Raw genomic sequence first — 20,573 nt, 5'->3', positions numbered from 1 at the left:
GGGGGGGGGGGGGGGGGGGGGGGGGGGGGGGGGGGGGGGGGCGCCGGGGGGGGGGGGGGGGGGGGGGCCGCGCGGGGGGGTGTCCGTCCTCGGAACGGCGCGATGGGGTTGCGTACCGACTCACTGTTCGTCGACGCGCCAACCGCTGCGGGCGGACACCCCCCGGCACGGCCCCTTCCGTGCGTCGGCGGGTGCGGGTCGTGTCTGCTGCCGCCCGGCAACCCTGCACGGCGTCGTGGCCCGCAGTGGGGGCGGGCCACAACACCCCGTGCGGGTCAGGAGCAGCGGGGGCGGATGTATCCGTCGCTGCCCGTGTTCACATAGGCGTCCGAGACGTACTGGCCGCTGGCGATGTTGTCCCAGATGTTGGTCGTGCCGTACGGGCCCGTCACCCACGTGCCGGGTGTCTGGCAGTTGATGGCGACCCTGGATCCCGCGGGCAGGACCTTGACGATCGGGTAGCCCGTGCCCGGGCCGCTGCGGACGTTGAGGCTGACGCCGGGTGCGGTCGGATACGTCGTGACCGCCGCGGCCAGCGTGCTGACCTGCGGCATGGCCGCTCCGGCCCCCTCCTCGGGCTGCTCGGTGCGCTCGATCTCGACAGGCTCCACTGACATTGCTGTACCTCCCCCGTTGACCCCATGTCTGCCATGGGGTCCCGTTGATTCCCTTGAATCAAGGCCTCAAACACCTGTGCGCAAATTGCCGGTGGAGGCTAGCAAGCCTCCTCTGTCCCGTACGAGTCATCGACTAGGCTCCGTGCGTCGCGCGGGCGGACGAACAGCACGGGGGTGGTCCCATGGCGCCACAGCGGAACGCCGGAGCGGGCCCGGAAGCGGAACTTCCTGAATACGCCGGTCACTACCGTCTGGAGTCCTGTCTGGGCTCGGGCGGCATGGGTGTGGTGCATCTGGCCCGCAGCACCTCCGGGATGAAGCTCGCCGTGAAGGTCGTGCACGCGGAGTTCGCCAAGGACCCCGAGTTCAGAGGACGTTTCCGGCAGGAGGTGGGGGCCGCCCGGCGGGTCAGCGGGGCCTTCACCGCGCCGGTCGTCGATGCCGATCCCGAGGCCGGGCGGCCCTGGATGGCCACGCTGTTCATCCCGGGTCCGACGCTGGCCCAGGAGGTGAAGCGGAACGGGCCGCTGGCGCCTGCGCAGTTGCGCCGGCTGATGGCCGGGCTCGCCGAGGCCCTGCGGGACATCCACCGTGTCGGGGTCGTGCACCGGGATCTGAAGCCGAGCAACGTGCTGCTCGCCGAGGACGGGCCGAAGGTCATCGACTTCGGCATCTCGCGGCCCGCGGACAGTGAGTTGCGGACCGAGACCGGCAAGCTCATCGGTACGCCGCCCTTCATGGCGCCCGAGCAGTTCCGGCGGCCGAGGGAAGTCGGGCCCGCCGCCGACGTGTTCGCCCTGGGGTCCGTCATGGTGCACGCGGCGACCGGGCGGGGGCCGTTCGACTCCGACAGCCCGTACGTGGTCGCCTACCAGGTGGTGCACGACGAGCCCGAGCTGACCGGCGTGCCGGAGGAGCTGGCGCCGCTCGTGCTGCGGTGTCTGGCCAAGGAGCCCGAGGACCGGCCCTCGCCTGACGAGTTGATGCGCGAACTGCGCTCGGTGGCCGCCTCGTACGACACGCAGGCCTTCATACCGCAGCAGCGTGGGGAGGGAGGGGTGGAGCGGTCCGAGCCGGGGGTCTCCGGGCCGGGGGTGTCCGGTGCGGTGGTCCGCGGCGACGAGTGCGGTTCCGGCGGGGCGCCGGAGGCGTCCGGGGCGTCGGCCGAGCGGCGGTTCGGCCGGCGGGCCGGTGTGCTCACCGGTGCGTTCGGGCTGGTCGCCGTCGCGGCGCTGGTGTCGGTGTCCCTGCTCGGAGGCGGGAGCCCGACGCCCGGGGGCGATGCGCCGCGGACCACGGCCGCCGCGTTCTCGTCGTGGGAGGCCGAAGCCTCGGACCGGGACGGCACGCCGCAATGCTCCTGGGCGGAGGCCGGGTTGCTGTGTGCGCAGAACGGGCTGGTGTTCGCCCTCGACCCCGCCGACGGGCGGGCGCTGTGGCGGTACCCGCTGGAGGGGTCTGCCGCGAGCGGGCCGCCGAGCGGGGCTCCGGTGATGTCGGGGGGCCTGGTGCTGGCCGGGCTCGGGCAGCAACGGCGGGTGGCCGCGCTGGATCCCGCGTCGGGCAAGGTGGTCCGGCACGAGGACCTGCCCGCGACCGGGGGGTTGCGGGCCGTGGGCGGCATGGTGCTGCTCACCGCCTCCGACGGCACGGTCAGCGGTGTGGAGAGCGCCTCGGGCGAGGTGCGGTGGAGCCACCGGATCCCGGGTCAGGAGGTGCCGTACTTCGTCTCGTTCCCCGGTGATCCGCTGGCGTACGCGGCGACCGTGTCCGGCGACGGCGCCGCCACGCGGGTCACGGCGGTGGATCCGCGCACCGGCGACGTGCGGTGGGACGCCGAGCTGGAGGGGGCGTTGCAGCCTCTCGGCTCGATGGACGGGTCGGTCGTCTTCGCCGCCGGCGACCCCGTACGGCAGGACACGCGGGCCGTGGTGCGCTACCGCCCCGGGAGCCGTACGACCACGCGCGTGCCGCTGCCCGTCCCCCTGCAGCAGGTCCAGGGCAGTGTGCGCGGGGACGTCGTCCACCTGATGGCGGCGGGCGGGTCACTGGTCGCCGTCGGTCTGGAGGAGCGGAAGCAGCTCTGGCGGCTGGAGACGGGGGTCGTGCGGGGGTCCACGCCGGTCGCCGGTGAGCGGTATGTGTACGTCACCGCTCCGGACGGCCGGCTGCTCGCCGTGGACGCCCGGCGCGGGAAGCTGGCCGGGCAGACGTCCCCCCGGCTGGGCGACCGGTCGGACCGGGTCCCGGCCGCGCTGCCCGAGCCGGTGCTCGTCGGCGACCGGGTCTACGCCGGTGCCCCGGACGGCACGGTCTTCGCCGTGGACGGGAACGATCCCGCGGCCTGGTAGGGGGTCGTGGGTGAGGGCCGCGCACGGTTGCGGGTGGCCCTCCCTTCGTGGGTGTTGTCGTGGCTGAGCGCCGCTTCCGACTGCGGGTCCCTCGGCCCTCCGGGGGGTGGTTGTGGGTGAGCGTCCCCGCCCGGCTGCGGGGGGCGGTGCGGCCCCGACGACTGCGGGAGGCGGCGGCCCCAGGTGGCGAAGCCGCCCCGACCCGACTGCGGGAAGCCGCCCCCGGGCGACGACCAGCCCCGGCTCCGGCAGCCGCCCTCGTGCGGCGGAAGCCCCTACCGATAGCCCTCACCGACAGCGAAAGCCGCCCCCGATTTCCGGAGGCGGCCCTCGGTGTGGAGCAGGGGGTCAGCCGAGCTTGGAGACGTCCCGCACGGCGCCCTTGTCCGCGCTCGTCGCCATCGCCGCGTAGGCGCGCAGCGCGGCCGAGACCTTGCGGTCGCGGTTCTTCGGGGCGTACCGGCCGCCGAGGGCCTGCTCGCGGCGGGCCAGCTCGGCGTCGTCGACCAGGAGGTCGATCGAGCGGTTCGGGATGTCGATGCGGATGCGGTCGCCGTCCTCGACCAGGGCGATGGTGCCGCCCGCCGCCGCCTCGGGCGAGGCATGGCCGATGGACAGGCCCGAGGTGCCGCCGGAGAAGCGGCCGTCGGTGACCAGCGCGCAGGTCTTCCCCAGGCCGCGGCCCTTCAGGTACGAGGTCGGGTAGAGCATCTCCTGCATGCCGGGGCCGCCCTTGGGGCCCTCGTAGCGGATGACGACGACGTCGCCGTCCTTCACCTGCTGGGTGAGGATCTTCTGGACGGCCTCCTCCTGCGACTCGCAGACGACCGCCGGGCCCTCGAAGGTCCAGATGGACTCGTCGACGCCGGCCGTCTTCACGACGCAGCCGTCCACGGCCAGGTTGCCCTTGAGGACGGCGAGGCCGCCGTCCTTGGAGTAGGCGTGCTCGGCGGAGCGGATGCAGCCGCCCTCGGCGTCCTCGTCCAGGGCCTCCCAGCGCTCGGACTGGGAGAAGGCCTCGGCGGAGCGGACGCAGCCGGGGGCCGCGTGCCACAGCTCGACGGCCTCGGCGGACGGGGAGCCGCCGCGCACGTCCCAGGTCTTCAGCCAGTCGGCGAGGGAGGGACTGTGGACGGAGTGCACGTCCTCGTTGAGCAGGCCCGCGCGGTGCAGCTCGCCGAGCAGGGCGGGGATGCCGCCGGCGCGGTGCACGTCCTCCATGTAGTACGTGCGGTCCTTGGCGACGTTCGGGGCGACCTTGGCCAGGCAGGGCACGCGGCGTGAGACCGCGTTGATCTCGTCGAGGCCGAAGGGGACGCCCGCCTCCTGGGCGGCGGCCAGCAGGTGCAGGATCGTGTTGGTGGAGCCGCCCATGGCGATGTCGAGGGCCATGGCGTTCTCGAAGGCGGCGAAGGACGCCACGCTGCGGGGCAGGACCGTGTCGTCGTCCTGCTCGTAGTAGCGGCGGGTGATGTCCATGACGGTCTTCGCCGCGTTGACGTACAGCTGTTTGCGGGCCGTGTGCGTGGCGAGGACCGAGCCGTTGCCCGGCAGGGACAGGCCGATGGCCTCGGTCAGGCAGTTCATCGAGTTGGCGGTGAACATGCCAGAACAGGAGCCGCAGGTCGGGCAGGCGTTCTCCTCGATGCGGAGGATGTCCTCGTCCGAGATCTTGTCGTTCACGGCGTCGGAGATCGCGTCGACCAGGTCGAGCGTGCGGACCGTGCCGTCGACGAGGGTGGCGCGGCCGGACTCCATGGGGCCGCCGGAGACGAACACCGTGGGGATGTTCAGCCGCAGGGCCGCGTTGAGCATGCCCGGGGTGATCTTGTCGCAGTTGGAGATGCAGATCAGGGCGTCGGCGCAGTGGGCCTCGACCATGTACTCCACGCTGTCCGCGATCAGGTCGCGGGAGGGCAGGGAGTAGAGCATGCCGCCGTGGCCCATGGCGATGCCGTCGTCCACGGCGATGGTGTTGAACTCGCGCGGGATGCCGCCGGCCTCCCTCACGGCCTCGCTGACGATCCGGCCGACCGGCGCCAGGTGCGTGTGGCCGGGGACGAACTCGGTGAAGCTGTTGGCGACCGCGATGATCGGCTTGCGGCCGATGTCCGCACCCGGTACACCGGAGGCGCGCATCAGGGCGCGGGCGCCCGCCATGTTGCGGCCGTGGGTGACTGTGCGGGACCTCAGCTCGGGCATCGTCGCTCGCTCCTTCAGAGACTGCGTCAGAGGATTCGGAGATTTCTGACTGCTACCGAGCGTACGCCGGTCATCCAGTGGGCGGGACGGAGTGTCCGGAATACGGGATACCTGTCTCGCCCGGCCGCCTCCTGAAGGGTCACGGGCCGGTCAGGTGTCCCTGTACGACCGGGGCCAGCCGGGCGATGATCTGCTCCGGGTCCGCCGAGGCCAGCGGCTCGACCTTGATGACGTACCGCAGGACCGCCGTGCCCACGAGCTGCGCGGCGGCCAGCTCGGCCCGCAGTTCCGCGTCGGGCAGGTCCAGCCGGCCGGCGATGCGGCGCAGCACCTGGGTGGCGACGATCCGGCGGAAGACGGCGGCCGCGGTCTCGTTGGTGACGGCGGAGCGGACGATGGCGAGCAGGGGCGCGCGGGTCGCCGGGTTCTCCCAGACGCCGAAGAAGAAGCGGGCCAGCCGCTCCCCCACACCGTCGAGCGGGCCCTCCTCGATGGCCTTCGGGGCCTGCAGGGCCGGTCCGAACGACTGGGTGATCGCCGCCTCGAAGACCTGTTCCTTGGTGCCGAAGTAGTGGTGCACCAGGGCCGAGTCGACACCGGCGGTCTTGGCGATGCCGCGCACGGACGTCTTCTCGTAGCCGCGCTCGGAGAACTCGTCGCGGGCGGCGGTGAGGATGCGGTCGCGGGTGTCGGCCGACTCCGTGCGCGGGGGGCGGCCGCGGCGGCGGGCGGCGGGGCCGGTGCCGGCCGGGGGCCGGTCGGTCATCGGCGCGGCACCTTCGCCGCCGAGGCCAGGTGGAGGCGGGTGAAGGCCAGGGCCTCGGCCAGGTCGGCCTCGCGCTCCGCGCCGGACATGGCGCGGCGGGTGTTGACCTCGATGACGACATGGCCGTCGAAGCCGGTCAGGGCGAGCCGCTCCAGCACCTCGGCGCAGGGCTGGGTGCCGCGGCCGGGCACCAGGTGCTCGTCCTTGGCGGAGCCGCGGCCGTCGGCGAGGTGGACGTGGCCGAGGCGGTCGCCCATGCGGTCGACCATGGCCAGGGCGTCGGAGCGGGCCGTCGCGGTGTGGCTGAGGTCGATCGTGAAGTGGCGGTAGTCGTCCTTGGTGACGTCCCAGTCGGGGGCGTAGGCGAGCATCTCGCGGTCGCGGTAGCGCCAGGGGTACATGTTCTCGACGGCGAAGCGCACGTCCGTCTCGTTCGCCATGCGCCAGATGCCGGCGACGAAGTCCCTCGCGTACTGGCGCTGCCAGCGGAACGGGGGGTGCACCACGACCGTGCTCGCGTCCAGCTTCTCGGCCGCCGCCCGGGCCCGCTGCAGCTTGGTCCAGGGGTCGGTGGACCACACGCGCTGCGTGATGAGCAGGCAGGGGGCGTGCACGGCCAGGATCGGGATGCGGTGGTAGTCGCTGAGTCTGCGCAGGGCCTCGATGTCCTGGCTGACCGGGTCGGTCCAGACCATGACCTCGACTCCGTCGTAGCCGAGGCGCGCGGCGATCTCGAAGGCCGTGGCCGTCGACTCCGGGTAGACCGAGGCCGTCGAGAGGGCGACCTTCGCGTCCGGGATCTTTACGGCTGGCTCTGCCATGCAGGACAGATTACGGGGTGTGGCGGGCAGGTCGTGGGGTGCCTATTCGCCGTTGTGGCGATCGCCACGTGGTGGGCCCGCGCGGCGCGGACCGGCTAGGCGGACTCCATGTGGTCGAGCCGGCGCAGGATCACGCCCTCCCTGAGCGCCCACGGGCAGATCTCCACGCGCTCCACGCCGAACAGGTCCATCGCGGCCTCGGCCACCAGGGCACCGGCCAGCAGCTGGCCCGCCCTGCCCTCCGAGACCCCGGGCAGTTCGGCCCGTTCCCGCTCGGTCATGCCGGACAGCTTCGGGACCCAGCTCTCCACGGACTCCCGCTTGAGTTCGCGCTGGACGTACGGGCCGTCGGCGGAGCGGGCGGCGCCGGCCATGCGGGCCAGCTGCTTGAAGGTCTTGGAGGTGGCGACGACGTGGTCGGGGGCGCCGAGGCGGCTGAACTCGCCGACCGTGCGGGCGATCTCGGTGCGCACGTGGCGGCGCAGGGCGCGGACGTCGTCCGGGGCGGGCGGGTCGCCGGGCAGCCAGCCGGCGGTGAGGCGCCCGGCGCCCAGGGGCAGGGAGGCGGCCGCGTCGGGCTCCTCGTCCATGCCGTAGGCGATCTCCAGGGAGCCGCCGCCGATGTCGAGGACCAGCAGTTTCCCGGCCGACCAGCCGAACCAGCGGCGGGCCGCGAGGAAGGTCAGGCGCGCCTCCTCCTCGCCGGTGAGGACCTGGAGCTCGACGCCGGTCTCGGCGCGCACGCGCGCGAGGACCTCGTCGGCGTTGCGGGCCTCGCGCACGGCGGAGGTGGCGAACGGGAGCATCTCCTCGACGCCCTTGTCCTCGGCGGCCTGGAGCGCCCCGTGGACGACCGAGACCAGCCGGTCCACGCCGGCCGGGCCGATCGCGCCGTCGTCGTCGAGGAGCTGGGCCAGGCGCAGTTCCGCCTTGTGCGAGTGCGCGGGCAGCGGGCACGCGCCGGGGTGCGCGTCCACCACCAGCAGATGCACCGTGTTCGAACCCACGTCCAGGACACCGAGTCTCATGTAGGGCACGCTACTGCCCGCCCGGCCCTCCGCGGTCCTCGGTGCGGGGACCCGGCCCGTACCCTGGAGGCGTGCCAAAGACGAAAAAGGCCAAGCGCGACAAATCACCGGGCGTCGCGGTATCCGACGAGCAGGGCCTCGACTTCGCCCGCGCGTGGGTGGAGTTCCCTGATCCGGCGGACGACGAGCAGGTGTTCCGCTGCGATCTGACATGGCTGACCTCTCGCTGGAACTGCATCTTCGGCAGCGGCTGCCAGGGCATCCAGGCCGGCCGCGCGGACGACGGGTGCTGCACGTTGGGTGCCCACTTCTCCGACGAGGACGACGAGAAGCGCGTCGCCGGGCATGTGGCCAGGCTCACGCCGGACATCTGGCAGCACCACGCCGAGGGCACACGGAACGGCTGGGTCTCCGAGGACGAGGACGGCGACCGGCAGACCCGGCCCTTCCAGGGCTCCTGCATCTTCCAGAACCGGCCGGGCTTCCCCGGCGGCATGGGCTGCTCGCTGCACATCCTCGCCCTCAAGGAGGGCCGCGAGCCGCTGGAGACCAAGCCGGACGTGTGCTGGCAGCTTCCGGTGCGCCGGACGTACGAGTGGATCGACCGGCCCGACGACACCCGTGTGCTGCAGGTGTCGATCGGTGAGTACGACCGCCGCGGCTGGGGCCCGGGCGGGCACGACCTGCACTGGTGGTGCACCTCGGCGACCTCGGCGCACGGCGCGGGCGAGCCCGTCTACGTCTCCTACCGGCCCGAGCTGATCGAGCTGATGGGCAAGGCCGGCTACGACCGGCTGGTCGAGCTGTGCGAGGAGCGCCTGGCCTCGCAACTGCCGCTCCTCGCCCCGCACCCGGCCGACCCGGCGGTCTGAGCGGCCGGTTCCTACGACACGACCGGGCTCGGGTCCCCGCTGTCCGAGGGCGGGGGCGTCGAGCCCGTCGGGTCGGTCGGCTCCGGGTCGCTCGGGGTGGGCGTGGGGTCCGGGTCGGGCGACGGGGGCGGGGTGGTCGGCGTCGGGTCCGGGTCCGGGGCGGAGGTCGTGGGCGTCGGATCGGGCCGGGGCGGCTCGGCCGGGGTGCTGGGGCGCGGGCCGGGGCCGGAGGGGCCGGGCACGCTGCCGTGGCCCTCGATGTGGACGACCGCCCCGACGGGGGCGACCGCGACCTGCGCGTGCCAGGGGCCGGCGGGCTCCCGCAGGTGGTCGACGTACACCTTGATCGTCAACGACTCGCCGGGGCCGAGCGTTCCCGAGGACCGGCTGAGGTAGAGCCAGGCGGCTCCTGTGGTGGCGGACCAGCGGACCGGGGCCGGACCGGTGGCGGTGAGGGTGATCAGGGTGGTGTCGCCGCTGTTGTCCGCCGTGACGTCCAGGGCGGCCTCACGGCCGGCGCCGGCGACGCCGATGACCTCGACGGAGACGTCGGCCTTGCCGTCCTTGCCGAACCGGGGGCCGGGGCGGGTGCCGGCGTTGCCGGTGTTCTCGTAGCCGCCGCCCGTCATCTCGCCGTCCAGGGCGAAGGGGTCGTCCGCCTCGCGCGCGGAGGCCGAGCGGCCGTCCTGTCCCTCGCCGATCGGGGTGCCCCGGTAGGCGGCCCACAGCGCGAGCACGGGGGCGGCGACGACGGTGGCGACGACGGTCGTGGTCACGGCACGCGCGCGCAGCCGGTCCCGGCGGGCGGCGTGGTCCTTGGGATCCATCGGGAAGCCGCGCCGGTCGAAGCGGGGCGCGGCGCTTCGCGCGCGCGGGTGGTGGGCCATCGCGACGTGCAGGGCCGCGCGGGGCGCCGGCAGGACGGGCAGTTCGTCCGGGGTGACGCTGGTGCCGGGCCAGCGGCCCGGGATGGCGCGCTCGGCGGCGCGGCGGCAGCGCGGACAGTCGTCGACGTGCCGGACGAGTTCGCGGCGCAGGGCCGTGCCGAGCACCAGCCGGTCGTCGCCGACGAGGTGGGCCACGCTCGGGCACGCCCCGGTCTCGACGACGGCGAGGGCCGCACGCGTGCGTTCCACCTCGCAGGCGGCGGAGGCGAGCAGGTCCCGGGCGGCGGTGGCCTCCATGCCGAGGACGGCGGCGACCTCGTGGACGGCCAGGTGGTGGCGCACGGCCAGTTCGAGCGCCTCGCGCTGCTCCGGTGTGGTGCCGGCCGCCTCCGGCCAGGCCAGCAGGGCCAGTTCGCGGCGGCGCCGCTCGCGCTCCTCCTCGGAGGGGCCCGGGGCGTCCGGCCGGTCGGTGCGCTGCCGTACGGCGCGGCCCGCCGCGTGGCTGCTCTGACGTTTCTGCTTGGCCTCGGCCAGCTTGCGCAGGCACGCCCAACGGGCCAGCGCGTAGAGCCAGGCCCTGCGGTCGGCGGGCGCGTCGGGCACGTACCGGCCGCGCCGTTCGGCGAGGGCGAGGACGTCGCCCAGGGCGGCGGTCGCGGCGTCGTGGTCGCACAGCACGGACAGGCAGTAGGTGAACAGGCCGTCCAGGTACGGCTCGTAGCGCGCGGGCGGCCGCTGCGCCAGCGTGCGCGCCGCCGCGCGGTCACGCGCTTCCCGGTGCGCCCGATGCGCGCCGGCCGTGCGGGTCGAGCGGGTCGAGATCTCCGGAGAACTGCTCATCATTCGGCGACCGTAGGCGGCCGGAAGGGGCACCTTCCGACGGCTTGAGCACATTTAATCCGTACGGGTGAAACGATCCCTCAATCGGGGACCCCTCCCGCCGGGCCGGGCCCCGGGCGGGGGGTGGCGCACGGGTGGCGCGGCCGACCGGTGCCCGCGTTGTCAGTGGCGGCGGTTACGGTTCGGTCCATGGCTGCCCGTACGAAATCCACCAAGGACCGCCCGTCCTACCGCTGCACGGAGTGCGGCTGGCAGACGGCGAAGTGGCTCGGCCGCTGCCCCGAGTGCCAGGCCTGGGGGACGATCGAGGAGTACGGCACGCCCGCGGTCCGTACGACGGCGCCCGGCCGGGTCACCACCTCCGCGCTGCCCATCGGCCAGGTGGACGGCCGTCAGGCCGCCGCCCGCACCACGGGCGTGCCCGAGCTGGACCGCGTGCTCGGCGGCGGGCTGGTCCCGGGCGCGGTGGTGCTGGTCGCGGGCGAGCCCGGCGTCGGCAAGTCGACGCTGCTGCTGGACGTGGCGGCCAAGTCGGCGAGCGACGAGCACCGCACGCTGTACGTGACGGGCGAGGAGTCGGCGAGCCAGGTCCGGCTGCGCGCCGACCGCATCGGCGCCATCGAGGACCACCTGTACCTGGCGGCGGAGACGGATCTGGCGGCGGTGCTGGGCCATTTGGACGCCGTGAAGCCGTCGCTGCTGATCCTGGACTCGGTGCAGACGGTGGCCTCCCCGGAGATCGACGGCGCCCCCGGCGGCATGGCCCAGGTCCGCGAGGTCGCCGGGGCCCTGATCCGGGCCTCCAAGGAACGCGGCATGTCCACGCTCCTGGTGGGCCACGTCACGAAGGACGGCGCGATCGCGGGCCCGCGCCTGCTGGAGCACCTGGTGGACGTCGTCCTGTCCTTCGAGGGCGACCGGCACGCCCGCCTGCGGCTCGTACGCGGCGTCAAGAACCGCTACGGCACCACCGACGAGGTCGGCTGCTTCGAACTGCACGACGAGGGCATCACGGGCCTCGCCGACCCGAGCGGACTTTTCCTGACACGTCGGGCCGAACCGGTCCCGGGCACCTGCCTGACCGTCACCCTGGAGGGCCGCCGCCCCCTGGTCGCCGAGGTCCAGGCGCTCACGGTCGACTCCCAGATCCCCTCCCCGCGCCGCACCACCTCGGGCCTGGAGACCTCCCGCGTCTCGATGATGCTCGCGGTGCTGGAACAGCGGGGCCGGATCAGCGCCTTGGGCAAAAGGGACATCTACTCCGCGACGGTCGGCGGGGTGAAGCTCTCGGAGCCCGCGGCGGATCTGGCGGTCGCCCTCGCCCTGGCGAGCGCGGCGAGTGACACACCTCTCCCCAAGAACCTGGTCGCGATCGGCGAAGTGGGCCTCGCGGGCGAGGTGAGACGGGTCACGGGCGTGCAGCGCCGCCTGGCCGAAGCCCACCGCCTGGGCTTCACGCACGCCCTGGTACCGGGCGATCCGGGGAAGATCCCGGCGGGCATGAAGGTCCTGGAAGTCGCGGACATAGGGGACGCCCTGCGGGTCCTCCCCCGCTCCCGTCGCAGAGAGGCCCCACGGGACGAGGAGGGTCGCCGGTAGACTTTGCCCTGGTCTCGCCCGTCCGTGCGAACCGAGCGCGCGACACGGGGGCGCCCAGAACCTGCGACCGGAGGAGTGCAGTGGCAGCCAACGACCGGGCATCAGCTCCCGGAAAGTCCGGCGGGAGTGCCGGTACCGATGGCCTGATGCGCGCCTCTTTGAGCGCCGTGGCACCCGGAACCGCCCTCCGCGACGGCCTGGAGCGGGTGCTCCGCGGCAACACCGGCGGTCTCATCGTGCTCGGCTCCGACAAGACGGTCGAGGCGCTGTGCAGCGGCGGCTTCGTGCTGGACGTGGAGTTCACCGCGACCCGGCTGCGCGAGCTGTGCAAGCTGGACGGCGGCATCGTGCTGTCCTCCGACCTGTCGAAGATCCTGCGCGCGGGCGTGCAGCTGGTCCCGGACCCGACGATCCCCACGGAGGAGACGGGCACCCGGCACCGCACGGCGGACCGCGTCAGCAAGCAGGTCGGCTTCCCGGTCGTGTCGGTCTCGCAGTCCATGCGCCTGATCGCCCTGTACGTGGACGGCCAGCGCCGCGTCCTGGAGGACTCGGCGGCGATCCTGTCCCGCGCCAACCAGGCCCTCGCGACCCTGGAGCGCTACAAGCTCCGTCTCGACGAGGTCGCGGGCACGCTGTCGGCGCTGGAGATCGAGGACCTGGTGACCGTCCGGGACGTCTCGGCGGTCGCGCAGCGCCTGGAGATGGTCCGCCGCATCGCCACGGAGATCGCCGAGTACGTGGTGGAGCTCGGCACGGACGGCCGGCTGCTCGCCCTCCAGCTGGACGAGCTGATCGCGGGTGTCGAGCCGGAGCGCGAGCTGGTCGTGCGGGACTACGTCCCCGAGCCCACGGCCAAGCGGTCCCGCACGGTCGACGAGGCCCTCGCCGAACTCGACGCGCTCAGCCACGCCGAGCTGCTCGAACTTCCCACGGTGGCCCGCGCGTTGGGCTACACGGGATCGCCCGAGACGCTGGACTCGGCGGTGTCCCCGCGCGGCTTCCGGCTCCTCGCCAAGGTGCCGCGGCTGCCCGGCGCGATCATCGACCGCCTGGTGGAGCACTTCGGCGGCCTGCAGAAGCTGCTCGCCGCGAGCGTGGACGACCTGCAGACGGTGGACGGCGTGGGCGAGGCCCGGGCGCGCAGCGTGCGGGAAGGGCTGTCGCGGCTGGCGGAGTCGTCGATCCTGGAGCGGTACGTCTGATCGCTTCCACCGGCCGTGAGCGGCTGAGGGCGGTACCCGGTGCCGGGTACCGCCCTCAGCCGCTCACGGCCGTCGCGCTTCAGTCGGCGGACAGCACGAACGACGTCTGCACCTTGGCGAAGCCCGGGGCCTTGGCCTCCACCAGGTAGGTGCCCGTCCCGGCCGAGCCCGCCGGGGGCGTGGCGCACTCGGGCGCGCTGGGCTTGCGGTCCCACTTCACCATGTAGGTGATGTCGCTGCCGGCCGGTACCCGGTACACCTGGCGGGCGGCCGCCTTGGGGCAGTCCTTCGAGGACCAGTAGTCGTCGTCGCTGCTCGCCGGGGTCACGGTGAACACCGCGTTCTTCGGCCCGAGGTCGATCTTGCAGTCGCTGCCGGAGATGTTCCGCGCGGTCAGCAGGAACGTGGGTGTCTGCTCGGGGTCGTAGGAGTTGTGCCGGCTGCGCAGGCTGAACTTGACCACGCTCGCGGTGCAGTTGGGCAGGGTGGAACCGGCCGGGAGCGTGTCGCCCGCGCCGACGCCGCCCACCGTGCTGCCGCCCCCGGAGCCGCCGGCACCGCCCGGCCCGGCGGATCCGCCGGAGCCGCCGTCGCCGGACCCGTCGCCCGAGCCGCCGCCCGCGCCGTCACCGGAACCGCCGCCCGAACCGTCGCCGGAGCCGTCCCCGGACCCGGACGACGAGCCGCCCGAGCCGCTCCCGCCCGACTCGTCGCGGCCACCGGGGGCTTGGCTGATGGCCGGACCCGAACTCGACGGGCCGGGCGTGATGGAGGGCGCGGGATTCTTGCCGTTGGCGCCGTTGCCGCCGTCCTTGCCGCCCCCGCCGCCCATGGTCACGATCCAGGTGATCAGCAGCGCCAACAGGGCGACCACGGACACGAGTACGACCCTCCGACGCCAGTAGATGGAGGAGGGAAGCGGCCCGACCGGATTGCGCAGAGATCCCACGGCGCAAACCTTACGAGAGAACGGCGCGTTCGCTTGTCCCACCCGCCGCTCGGGGCACAACTTTTCCGGATCATCATCCCGGAAAAACGTCACCTCACCCCTGTCTTTCGTCAGGTGCGGGACCCGACGATCGCAGGGTGTGACGGTTTCGGGCCACCGCCTACCGTCCGTGACCATGACCTTCGCCGACACCGCGCTCTACCGCGACATCACCGACTTCGCCCGCGACACCCCGATGTGGGTACGGCAGGGGGCCGGACTGTGGACGGAGGCCGGACTGCTGGTCTTCGTCGCGCTGTTCGCCGCCCTGTGGTGGCGCGCCCGCCGTGACGACCCACGGGCGTTCGCGATCGCGGTCCTTGCACCTCTGGCCACGGCCGCCGCGTACGGGTGCAGTGAGGTGCTCAAGTCCGTTGTGGCCCAGGAGCGTCCGTGCCGCGCGGTCGCCGGTGCCGCCGCGTCCCTGGTGGCGTGCCCGCCGCACGGCGACTGGTCGTTCCCCTCCAACCACGCGACGATCGCAGGCGGATCGGCCGCCGCCCTGGCCCTGGTGCGGCGCGCGCTGCTGTGGCTGACCGCCCCGCTCGCCCTGCTGATGGCCTTCTCCCGGGTCTTCGTCGGCGTGCACTATCCGCACGACGTCCTCGCGGGGCTGGCGCTGGGCGCACTCGTCGCCGTGGCCGCCGTCCGGCTGGGCGCGGGCCCCATGACACGGCTCAGCGGCGCGCTGCGCGGCTCGCCGGCTCCCTGGGTGCGCTGGGTCGTGGGCCCGGGCCGCCCGGTGGCCGCACGGTCGTACGGAACGCCCGCCGGCCGGTGAGCCGGGGCCTACGGCTCCACCAGGCCCGCCTCGTACGCCACGACGGCCGCCTGCACGCGGTTGCGGACCTCCAGCCGGTCGAGGACCGCGCTCACGTAGGCCTTGACGGTGCCCTCGACGAGGTGGAGCCGGGCGGCGATCTCCGGGTTGGACAGGCCCGCGCCGAGCAGGCCGAGCACCTCGCGTTCGCGGGGGCTCAAGCCCGCCACCCGCGCGCGGGCCCCGGCGGCACGGGTGAGCCGGCCACCGCCGAGGCCCTCGTCGATGACGTACCGGGCCACCTTCGGCGACAGGAACGCCGCACCCGCCGCCACCGCCCGTACCCCCGCGATGAGTTCGTACGGGTCACCGGACTTCAGCAGGAACCCGGTGGCGCCGCCGCCCAGGGCGCGCGAGACGTAGGCGCCCTCGGAGAAGGTGGTGAGCATGGCGACGGCCGTGCCGGGCACGGTCCGTACGATCTCCTCCGCCGCTCCGAGGCCGTCCAGGCGCGGCATGCGGATGTCGAGCAGCGCCACGTCCGGGCGGTGGGCGCGGGCCAGTTCGACCGCCTCGCGTCCGTCGCCCGCCTCGGCGACGACCTCCGTGCCGTCGTCGCTGCCCAGGATGGCGCGCACCCCGGCCCGCACCATCGCCTCGTCGTCGGCCAGCAGTACGCGGATCACCGTGCGAACTCCTCGATCTCCTCGCGTCCTTCGCCGGCCGGGCCGACGCGCGGGACGACGTCCTTGGCGACCAGCCGGCCGCCCTCGAAGCACAGTCTGAAGTGGTCGACGGAGACGAAGAGTTCGCCGCTGGCGCGGTAGTAGCGGCAGTCGGCTCCGGCGGGCGGCGCGGGGGCCCGTTCCGAGGGCGGGTCGTGCACCTCGCGCCCGGGCAGCACCCGCGCGACGTCGGCCGCCGGGGCGCCCGTCCGCAGGCGCGCGTACGCGGCGGGGTCCAGGACCGAGTGGGTCTCGGCGTAGGCGTACCAGCCGAAGGCCGCGCCGACCACGACGGCGCCCGCGCCGGCGGCGGTGCCCAGGCCGACGGCGAAGCGGTGGCGGGCGTGCGCGAACGGGGCGGTGGCGGGACGCGGGGCCGTGGCGGGGCCCGGGGGCACGGCGGCGGGCTGCTGCCGGGGGACGTACGCCCGGACCCGGAAGCCGTCCTCGTGCGGGCCCGCCTCGAACTCCCCGCCCGCCGCCCCGACGGCGGCGCGCAGCCCGAGCAGTCCCGTACCGCCCCCGGACGGACGGCAACCGGCCTCGGTGGCGGGGCCGTTGGTGACGGTGACGGAGGTGCCCGCGGCCCGCCCCGACGCCGACACGACCACGGGTGCGCCCGGCGCGTGCCGTGCCGCGTTGGTCAGGGCCTCCCGGACCACGCGGTGCAGCAGCCGCTCGGCGACCGAACCGGGCTCCGGGCCCGGCTCAGGGCCGGCGGGCTCCCAGCGCACGTCCAGCCCCGACTCCTCGGCGCGCGCGACGAGTTGCTCGATGCTCTCGCCGGCCGGGGCGAGCGGCACGGGCTCGTCGTCCTCGCGCAGGACGCCGATGATGCGGTGCAGCCGGTCCGTGGCGTCGGCGGCGGCCGCGCGCAGGTCGGCCGCCGCGCCGCGGTGCGCCGCGCCGAGGCCGGGCGCGACCTGGAGGGCGCCCGCGCGCAGGGCGATCAGGCTCAGCTCGTGGCCGAGGGAGTCGTGCATGTCCTGGGCGATGCGGGCCCGTTCGCGCAGCCGGGCGCGTTCCTCGGCGTGGCGCTGCTCGTCCTCCAGCCGGGCGGCCCGCAGCCAGCCCGCCTCGGCCAGCTCCCGGCTCTGGCGCCAGTAGCGCCCGCCGAGCCAGGGGAAGACGCAGCCGAAGAGCAGCGTGCCCGTCATGACGAGCCACTCGGGGACCGGGTCGGCACCGAGGAGCGCGATACGCGCGGTGCCGGCGCAGCCGAGGGCCGTGAAGCACAGCACGGCGGGACGCGCCCGGGCCGCCCGCAGCCCGAGCAGCAGCGCGAACACGCCGAGGGCGGGGCCGTAGGAGACGGTGAACAGGGCGGGGGCGGCGGCCAGGCTCACACCGGCCGCGAGCGCGAAGGCGGCCAGGGGCGCACGGCGTGCCGACGCGGTCGCGACGGCCAGCGCGGCCACGCCGGCGGCCTGCTGCCACGGCGGCCGCGGCTCGTTCAGCCCGAGCCGGTCCGCGCCGAGCGCGGGCAGGGCGAGGGCGGCCCAGAGCAGGGCGCCCCGGGCGACGGAGGCCGGGCGAGGACGTTCCATGCCGCCGACGCTACAAGCGGCGGACCGGGCGGCACTGCTGCCGATCGTCAGGTACCGGGCTGCCCCGGCGGTGGCGGTGTGCCCGCGACGGCACCTGTGCGTGGCACCATCGGAAGGTCATGACTGCTCCCACGAAGCCCTCGCACCCCGCCCCCGCCGAGACCCCCGCCGCCCCCGCTTCCGGTTCGCCCGGCCGGGACCTGCACTCCCCCGTCATCGACTGGTTCGACGAGAACGCCCGCGACCTGCCCTGGCGGCGCCCCGAGGCCGGGGCGTGGGGCGTGATGGTCAGTGAGTTCATGCTCCAGCAGACGCCGGTGAGCCGCGTGCTGCCCGTCTACGAGCAGTGGCTGGCCCGCTGGCCGCGCCCGGCCGACCTGGCCCGGGAGGCGCCCGGTGAGGCCGTCCGCGCCTGGGGCCGGCTCGGCTACCCGCGCCGCGCGCTGCGGCTGCACGGCGCCGCCGTCGCGATAACGGAACGGCACGGCGGCGACGTACCGGCCGACCACGCCCAGCTGCTGGCGCTGCCCGGTATCGGCGAGTACACGGCCGCGGCCGTCGCCTCCTTCGCCTACGGGCAGCGGCACCCGGTGCTGGACACCAACGTGCGCCGGGTCCTCGCCCGGGCGGTCACCGGCGTGCAGTACCCGCCGAACGCCACCACCGCCGCCGAGCGCAGGCTGGCCCGCGCGCTGCTGCCCGACGACGAGCCGACCGCGGCCCGCTGGGCCGCCGCCTCCATGGAGCTGGGCGCGCTGGTGTGCACGGCGAAGAGCGAGTCGTGCCACCGCTGCCCGATCGCCGCGCAGTGCGCGTGGCGGCTGGCGGGCAAGCCGGCGCACGACGGCCCGCCGCGGCGCGGCCAGACCTACGCGGGCACCGACCGGCAGGTGCGCGGCCGGCTGCTGGCCGTGCTGCGGGACGCGCACGGACCGGTGCCGCAGGCGGCCCTGGACCGGGTGTGGCACGAGCCGGTGCAGCGGGCCCGCGCCCTGGACGGGCTCGTCGCCGACGGTCTGGTGGAGCCGATGGCGGGCGGGCTGTACCGGCTGCCGCTGGCCTGACGCACAGGGACGTCACAGACGCCGTCCTGCCGCCACCGCGCTTCCCTGGTGGACAAATCGCCCCATAACCCTCCCAACTGGCCCAGCGTTTTACCCCGTTCCGACATCCGTTACACAACCGACGGACAGCCGAGCGCTGGCCGCAGGCTGCTTCGGACAGCGCCGTGACAACGCCTCCGTAGGTTCGGATGCGTTCCCGGAAGGACCCGGGACGGCTGAGGACCACAGGCAGTGCACGGGCGGCGGGGAGCCGGCCCGGAACGGGGAAACGGGAGGCGGTTCACCATGGCGCAGGGCGAGGTGCTCGAGTTCGAGGAGTACGTCCGCACCCGGCAGGACGCGTTGCTGCGCAGCGCCCGCCGCCTGGTCCCGGACCCGACGGACGCTCAGGACCTGCTGCAGACGGCGCTGGTGCGCACCTACGGCCGCTGGGAGACCATCGAGGACAAGCGGCTGGCCGACGCCTACCTGCGCCGGGTGATGATCAACACGCGGACGGAGTGGTGGCGGGCCCGCAAGCTGGAGGAGGTCCCCACCGAGCAGCTCCCGGACTGCTCGGTCGACGACTCCACCGAGCAGCACGCGGACCGCGCCCTGCTGATGGACGTGCTGAAGGTGCTCGCCCCCAAGCAGCGCAGTGTCGTGGTGCTGCGACACTGGGAGCAGATGTCCACGGAGGAGACGGCCGCCGCCCTCGGCATGTCGGCCGGAACGGTCAAGAGCACGCTGCACCGGGCGCTCGCCCGGCTCCGCGAGGAGCTGGAGTCCCGCGATCTCGACGCACGCGCGCTGGAGCGTGAGGAGCGGGAGCGGTGCGCGGCCTGACCGGCGAGGGTTCCGCGGGGAACCGGGGCGGTGTCCAGGCGGTGATCACGGCACTGGCCGTGTTCGCCGCCCTCGCCCTTTTCGCGTCCTCGTGCGCCGCGGGCGGCACCGGCGCCCGCGACGAGGGCCCGGCGCACGCCGACTCGGTGGCCGGGGCGGCGGCCGCCACGCCGACCGCGGCGCCGTCGAAGACGCCCGAGGCCGTGAACGCGGTCGCTCTCGTCAAGGACGACCCGGAGGTCGCGCCGGAGGTCAAACGGGAGCTGAAGCCGTGCGTGGCCGACGAGTACCCCGTGGACGTCTCCTACGGCAACCTCACCGGCGGCTCGGCCGACGACGTCGTCGTCAATGTGCTGACCTGCGGTGACGCGGTGGGTGTGGGCAGTTACGTCTACCGCGAGCGGGACGGCTCGTACCAGAATGTGTTCAAGGCCGAGGAGCCCCCGGTCTACGCCGAGATCGACCGCGGCGACCTCGTGGTGACCAAGCAGGTGTACGAGAAGGGCGACCCGGTGTCGAGTCCCTCCGGGGAGAACGTGATCACGTACCGGTGGTCGTCCGGCCGGTTCGACGAGGAGTACCGCACGCACAACGACTACGGGAAGGTCGTCGGCGACAGCGCGTCGCCGGTGCCCGCGAGCTGACGCCGCCGGAAGGCCGCGTGAACCGTTCGGGCGTCTCGGACCGATCACTCGGTGAACGCGGCGCCCGTTCCTCGCGTCCCAGCGAAGAGAACGCACCCCACGGACCACAAAGGACAGAGAGCACCGGGATGGCAGACCAGACCCACGTCCTGTTCGTCGAGGACGACGACGTCATCCGCGAGGCCACGCAGCTCGCCCTGGAACGGGACGGCTTCGTGGTCACCGCCATGCCCGACGGGCTGTCGGGCCTGGAGGCGTTCCGGGCGGACCGCCCCGACATCGCGTTGCTGGACGTGATGGTCCCCGGTCTGGACGGGGTCAGCCTGTGCCGCCGCATCCGGGACGAGTCCACCGTGCCGGTGATCATGCTGTCGGCCCGGGCCGACTCCATCGACGTGGTGCTGGGCCTGGAGGCGGGCGCCGACGACTACGTCACCAAGCCCTTCGACGGTGCCGTGCTGGTCGCCCGGATCCGCGCGGTCCTGCGGCGGTTCGGGCACGCGGGCGGGGGCCGGGGCGAGGAGCCGGCCGCCCCGGCCGACGGCGGGGTGCTGGCCTTCGGGGACCTGGAGGTCGACACCGAGGGCATGGAGGTCCGCCGGGCCGGGCAGCCGGTGGCGCTGACCCCGACCGAGATGCGGCTGCTGCTGGAGTTCTCCTCGGCGCCGGGCACGGTGCTCTCCCGCGACAAGCTGCTGGAGCGGGTGTGGGACTACGGCTGGGGCGGGGACACCCGGGTCGTCGACGTGCACGTGCAGCGGCTGCGGCAGAAGATCGGCCAGGACCGGATCGAGACGGTCCGGGGTTTCGGCTACAAGTTGAAGGCCTGAGC

General features: G+C 74.1%; 18 protein-coding genes. 9 read left to right on the top strand and 9 right to left on the bottom strand.

The features are described from left to right. Positions 1-275: 275 nt before the first annotated feature. The gene (locus ACPXCS_RS06890) at positions 276-617 is read right to left on the bottom strand and encodes an SH3 domain-containing protein (RefSeq protein ID WP_425943497.1); all 342 of its coding nucleotides are present in this window, start codon (positions 615-617) and stop codon (positions 276-278) included. Between the two features lie 182 nt (positions 618-799). Here ACPXCS_RS06890 and ACPXCS_RS06885 point away from each other — a divergent pair, with 182 nt between their 5' ends. Then, positions 800-2,968 carry a serine/threonine-protein kinase gene (locus tag ACPXCS_RS06885; RefSeq protein WP_425943499.1) on the top strand — a complete coding sequence of 723 codons (2,169 nt, stop codon included), beginning with the start codon at positions 800-802 and terminating at the stop codon, positions 2,966-2,968. Positions 2,969-3,316: 348 nt separating this feature from the next. On the opposite strand, the gene ilvD is transcribed toward ACPXCS_RS06885, so the two are convergent. From ilvD to ACPXCS_RS06865, 4 genes are all read right to left on the bottom strand, one after another. Further along, entirely contained in the window at positions 3,317-5,170 is a 1,854-nt protein-coding gene (gene ilvD / locus ACPXCS_RS06880; RefSeq protein WP_425943501.1) for a dihydroxy-acid dehydratase, read from the bottom strand. Between the two features lie 139 nt (positions 5,171-5,309). Beyond that, positions 5,310-5,936, bottom strand: a complete 627-nt coding sequence (locus ACPXCS_RS06875; protein ID WP_425943503.1) for a TetR family transcriptional regulator — start codon at positions 5,934-5,936, stop codon at positions 5,310-5,312. Then, positions 5,933-6,757: a sugar phosphate isomerase/epimerase family protein gene (locus ACPXCS_RS06870; RefSeq protein ID WP_425943505.1), complete on the bottom strand. Its 825-nt coding sequence runs from the start codon at positions 6,755-6,757 to the stop codon at positions 5,933-5,935. The genes ACPXCS_RS06875 and ACPXCS_RS06870 overlap by 4 nt, the downstream gene beginning before the upstream one ends. Before the next feature lie 95 nt (positions 6,758-6,852). After that, complete coding sequence (locus ACPXCS_RS06865) at positions 6,853-7,785, bottom strand: Ppx/GppA family phosphatase (RefSeq protein WP_425943507.1); 933 nt, start codon at positions 7,783-7,785, stop codon at positions 6,853-6,855. A 71-nt stretch (positions 7,786-7,856) separates the two neighbouring features. On the opposite strand from ACPXCS_RS06865, the gene ACPXCS_RS06860 reads away from it, so the two are divergent. Further along, a complete protein-coding gene (locus tag ACPXCS_RS06860; RefSeq protein WP_425943509.1) occupies positions 7,857-8,657 on the top strand; it encodes a hypothetical protein in 801 nt (266 codons plus the stop codon). Between the two features lie 11 nt (positions 8,658-8,668). Here the strand turns inward: ACPXCS_RS06860 and ACPXCS_RS06855 are convergent, their stop codons facing one another. Next, a complete protein-coding gene (locus ACPXCS_RS06855) occupies positions 8,669-10,387 on the bottom strand; it encodes a BACON domain-containing protein (RefSeq protein ID WP_425943511.1) in 1,719 nt (572 codons plus the stop codon). A gap of 186 nt (positions 10,388-10,573) precedes the next feature. On the opposite strand from ACPXCS_RS06855, the gene radA reads away from it, so the two are divergent. Both radA and disA read left to right on the top strand, forming a co-directional pair. Next, a complete protein-coding gene (gene radA / locus ACPXCS_RS06850) occupies positions 10,574-11,983 on the top strand; it encodes a DNA repair protein RadA (RefSeq protein WP_425943513.1) in 1,410 nt (469 codons plus the stop codon). A gap of 80 nt (positions 11,984-12,063) precedes the next feature. Next, on the top strand, positions 12,064-13,188 hold the full coding sequence (disA, locus tag ACPXCS_RS06845; protein ID WP_311689073.1) for a DNA integrity scanning diadenylate cyclase DisA: 1,125 nt from the start codon (positions 12,064-12,066) through the stop codon (positions 13,186-13,188). A gap of 79 nt (positions 13,189-13,267) precedes the next feature. On the opposite strand, the gene ACPXCS_RS06840 is transcribed toward disA, so the two are convergent. Next, positions 13,268-14,137 carry a hypothetical protein gene (locus tag ACPXCS_RS06840; RefSeq protein WP_425943515.1) on the bottom strand — a complete coding sequence of 290 codons (870 nt, stop codon included), beginning with the start codon at positions 14,135-14,137 and terminating at the stop codon, positions 13,268-13,270. Between the two features lie 175 nt (positions 14,138-14,312). Here ACPXCS_RS06840 and ACPXCS_RS06835 point away from each other — a divergent pair, with 175 nt between their 5' ends. Beyond that, the gene (locus ACPXCS_RS06835) at positions 14,313-14,957 is read left to right on the top strand and encodes a phosphatase PAP2 family protein (protein ID WP_425943517.1); all 645 of its coding nucleotides are present in this window, start codon (positions 14,313-14,315) and stop codon (positions 14,955-14,957) included. An 8-nt stretch (positions 14,958-14,965) separates the two neighbouring features. Here ACPXCS_RS06835 and ACPXCS_RS06830 read toward each other — a convergent pair whose 3' ends face one another. After that, positions 14,966-15,622, bottom strand: coding sequence for a response regulator (locus ACPXCS_RS06830; RefSeq protein WP_425943519.1), 657 nt, complete (start codon positions 15,620-15,622; stop codon positions 14,966-14,968). Then, positions 15,619-17,208, bottom strand: coding sequence for a sensor histidine kinase (locus ACPXCS_RS06825; RefSeq protein WP_425943521.1), 1,590 nt, complete (start codon positions 17,206-17,208; stop codon positions 15,619-15,621). The genes ACPXCS_RS06830 and ACPXCS_RS06825 overlap by 4 nt, the downstream gene beginning before the upstream one ends. 119 nt (positions 17,209-17,327) lie before the next feature. On the opposite strand from ACPXCS_RS06825, the gene ACPXCS_RS06820 reads away from it, so the two are divergent. The 4 genes from ACPXCS_RS06820 to cseB all read left to right on the top strand — a co-directional run bounded on the left by ACPXCS_RS06820 (position 17,328) and on the right by cseB (position 20,571). Continuing rightward, positions 17,328-18,272, top strand: a complete 945-nt coding sequence (locus ACPXCS_RS06820; RefSeq protein ID WP_425943523.1) for an A/G-specific adenine glycosylase — start codon at positions 17,328-17,330, stop codon at positions 18,270-18,272. 285 nt (positions 18,273-18,557) lie between these two features. Beyond that, positions 18,558-19,097, top strand: coding sequence for a SigE family RNA polymerase sigma factor (locus tag ACPXCS_RS06815; RefSeq protein ID WP_425943525.1), 540 nt, complete (start codon positions 18,558-18,560; stop codon positions 19,095-19,097). After that, the gene (locus ACPXCS_RS06810) at positions 19,085-19,741 is read left to right on the top strand and encodes a hypothetical protein (protein ID WP_425943527.1); all 657 of its coding nucleotides are present in this window, start codon (positions 19,085-19,087) and stop codon (positions 19,739-19,741) included. Before ACPXCS_RS06815 ends, ACPXCS_RS06810 begins: the two co-directional genes overlap by 13 nt. A 128-nt stretch (positions 19,742-19,869) precedes the next feature. Then, complete coding sequence (gene cseB / locus ACPXCS_RS06805; RefSeq protein ID WP_425943529.1) at positions 19,870-20,571, top strand: two-component system response regulator CseB; 702 nt, start codon at positions 19,870-19,872, stop codon at positions 20,569-20,571. The last annotated feature ends 2 nt before the right edge of the window (positions 20,572-20,573 follow it).

The organism is Streptomyces sp. DT190 (assembly GCF_049846985.1).
Lineage (GTDB): Bacteria > Actinomycetota > Actinomycetes > Streptomycetales > Streptomycetaceae > Streptomyces.
The sequence above is the reverse complement of the archived record's forward strand: the minus strand, read 5'-3'. Positions and strand labels throughout refer to the sequence as shown.

Excerpts from the sequence above, each read along its gene's own strand:
- ACPXCS_RS06890 (WP_425943497.1), bottom strand. The coding sequence starts at position 617 with ATGTCAGTGGAGCCTGTCGAGATCGAGCGCACCGAGCAGCCCGAGGAG.
- ACPXCS_RS06885 (WP_425943499.1), top strand. The coding sequence starts at position 800 with ATGGCGCCACAGCGGAACGCCGGAGCGGGCCCGGAAGCGGAACTTCCT.
- ilvD (WP_425943501.1), bottom strand. The coding sequence starts at position 5,170 with ATGCCCGAGCTGAGGTCCCGCACAGTCACCCACGGCCGCAACATGGCG.
- ACPXCS_RS06875 (WP_425943503.1), bottom strand. The coding sequence starts at position 5,936 with ATGACCGACCGGCCCCCGGCCGGCACCGGCCCCGCCGCCCGCCGCCGC.
- ACPXCS_RS06870 (WP_425943505.1), bottom strand. The coding sequence starts at position 6,757 with ATGGCAGAGCCAGCCGTAAAGATCCCGGACGCGAAGGTCGCCCTCTCG.
- ACPXCS_RS06865 (WP_425943507.1), bottom strand. The coding sequence starts at position 7,785 with ATGAGACTCGGTGTCCTGGACGTGGGTTCGAACACGGTGCATCTGCTG.
- ACPXCS_RS06855 (WP_425943511.1), bottom strand. The coding sequence starts at position 10,387 with ATGATGAGCAGTTCTCCGGAGATCTCGACCCGCTCGACCCGCACGGCC.
- radA (WP_425943513.1), top strand. The coding sequence starts at position 10,574 with ATGGCTGCCCGTACGAAATCCACCAAGGACCGCCCGTCCTACCGCTGC.
- ACPXCS_RS06835 (WP_425943517.1), top strand. The coding sequence starts at position 14,313 with ATGACCTTCGCCGACACCGCGCTCTACCGCGACATCACCGACTTCGCC.
- ACPXCS_RS06825 (WP_425943521.1), bottom strand. The coding sequence starts at position 17,208 with ATGGAACGTCCTCGCCCGGCCTCCGTCGCCCGGGGCGCCCTGCTCTGG.
- ACPXCS_RS06820 (WP_425943523.1), top strand. The coding sequence starts at position 17,328 with ATGACTGCTCCCACGAAGCCCTCGCACCCCGCCCCCGCCGAGACCCCC.
- ACPXCS_RS06815 (WP_425943525.1), top strand. The coding sequence starts at position 18,558 with ATGGCGCAGGGCGAGGTGCTCGAGTTCGAGGAGTACGTCCGCACCCGG.
- cseB (WP_425943529.1), top strand. The coding sequence starts at position 19,870 with ATGGCAGACCAGACCCACGTCCTGTTCGTCGAGGACGACGACGTCATC.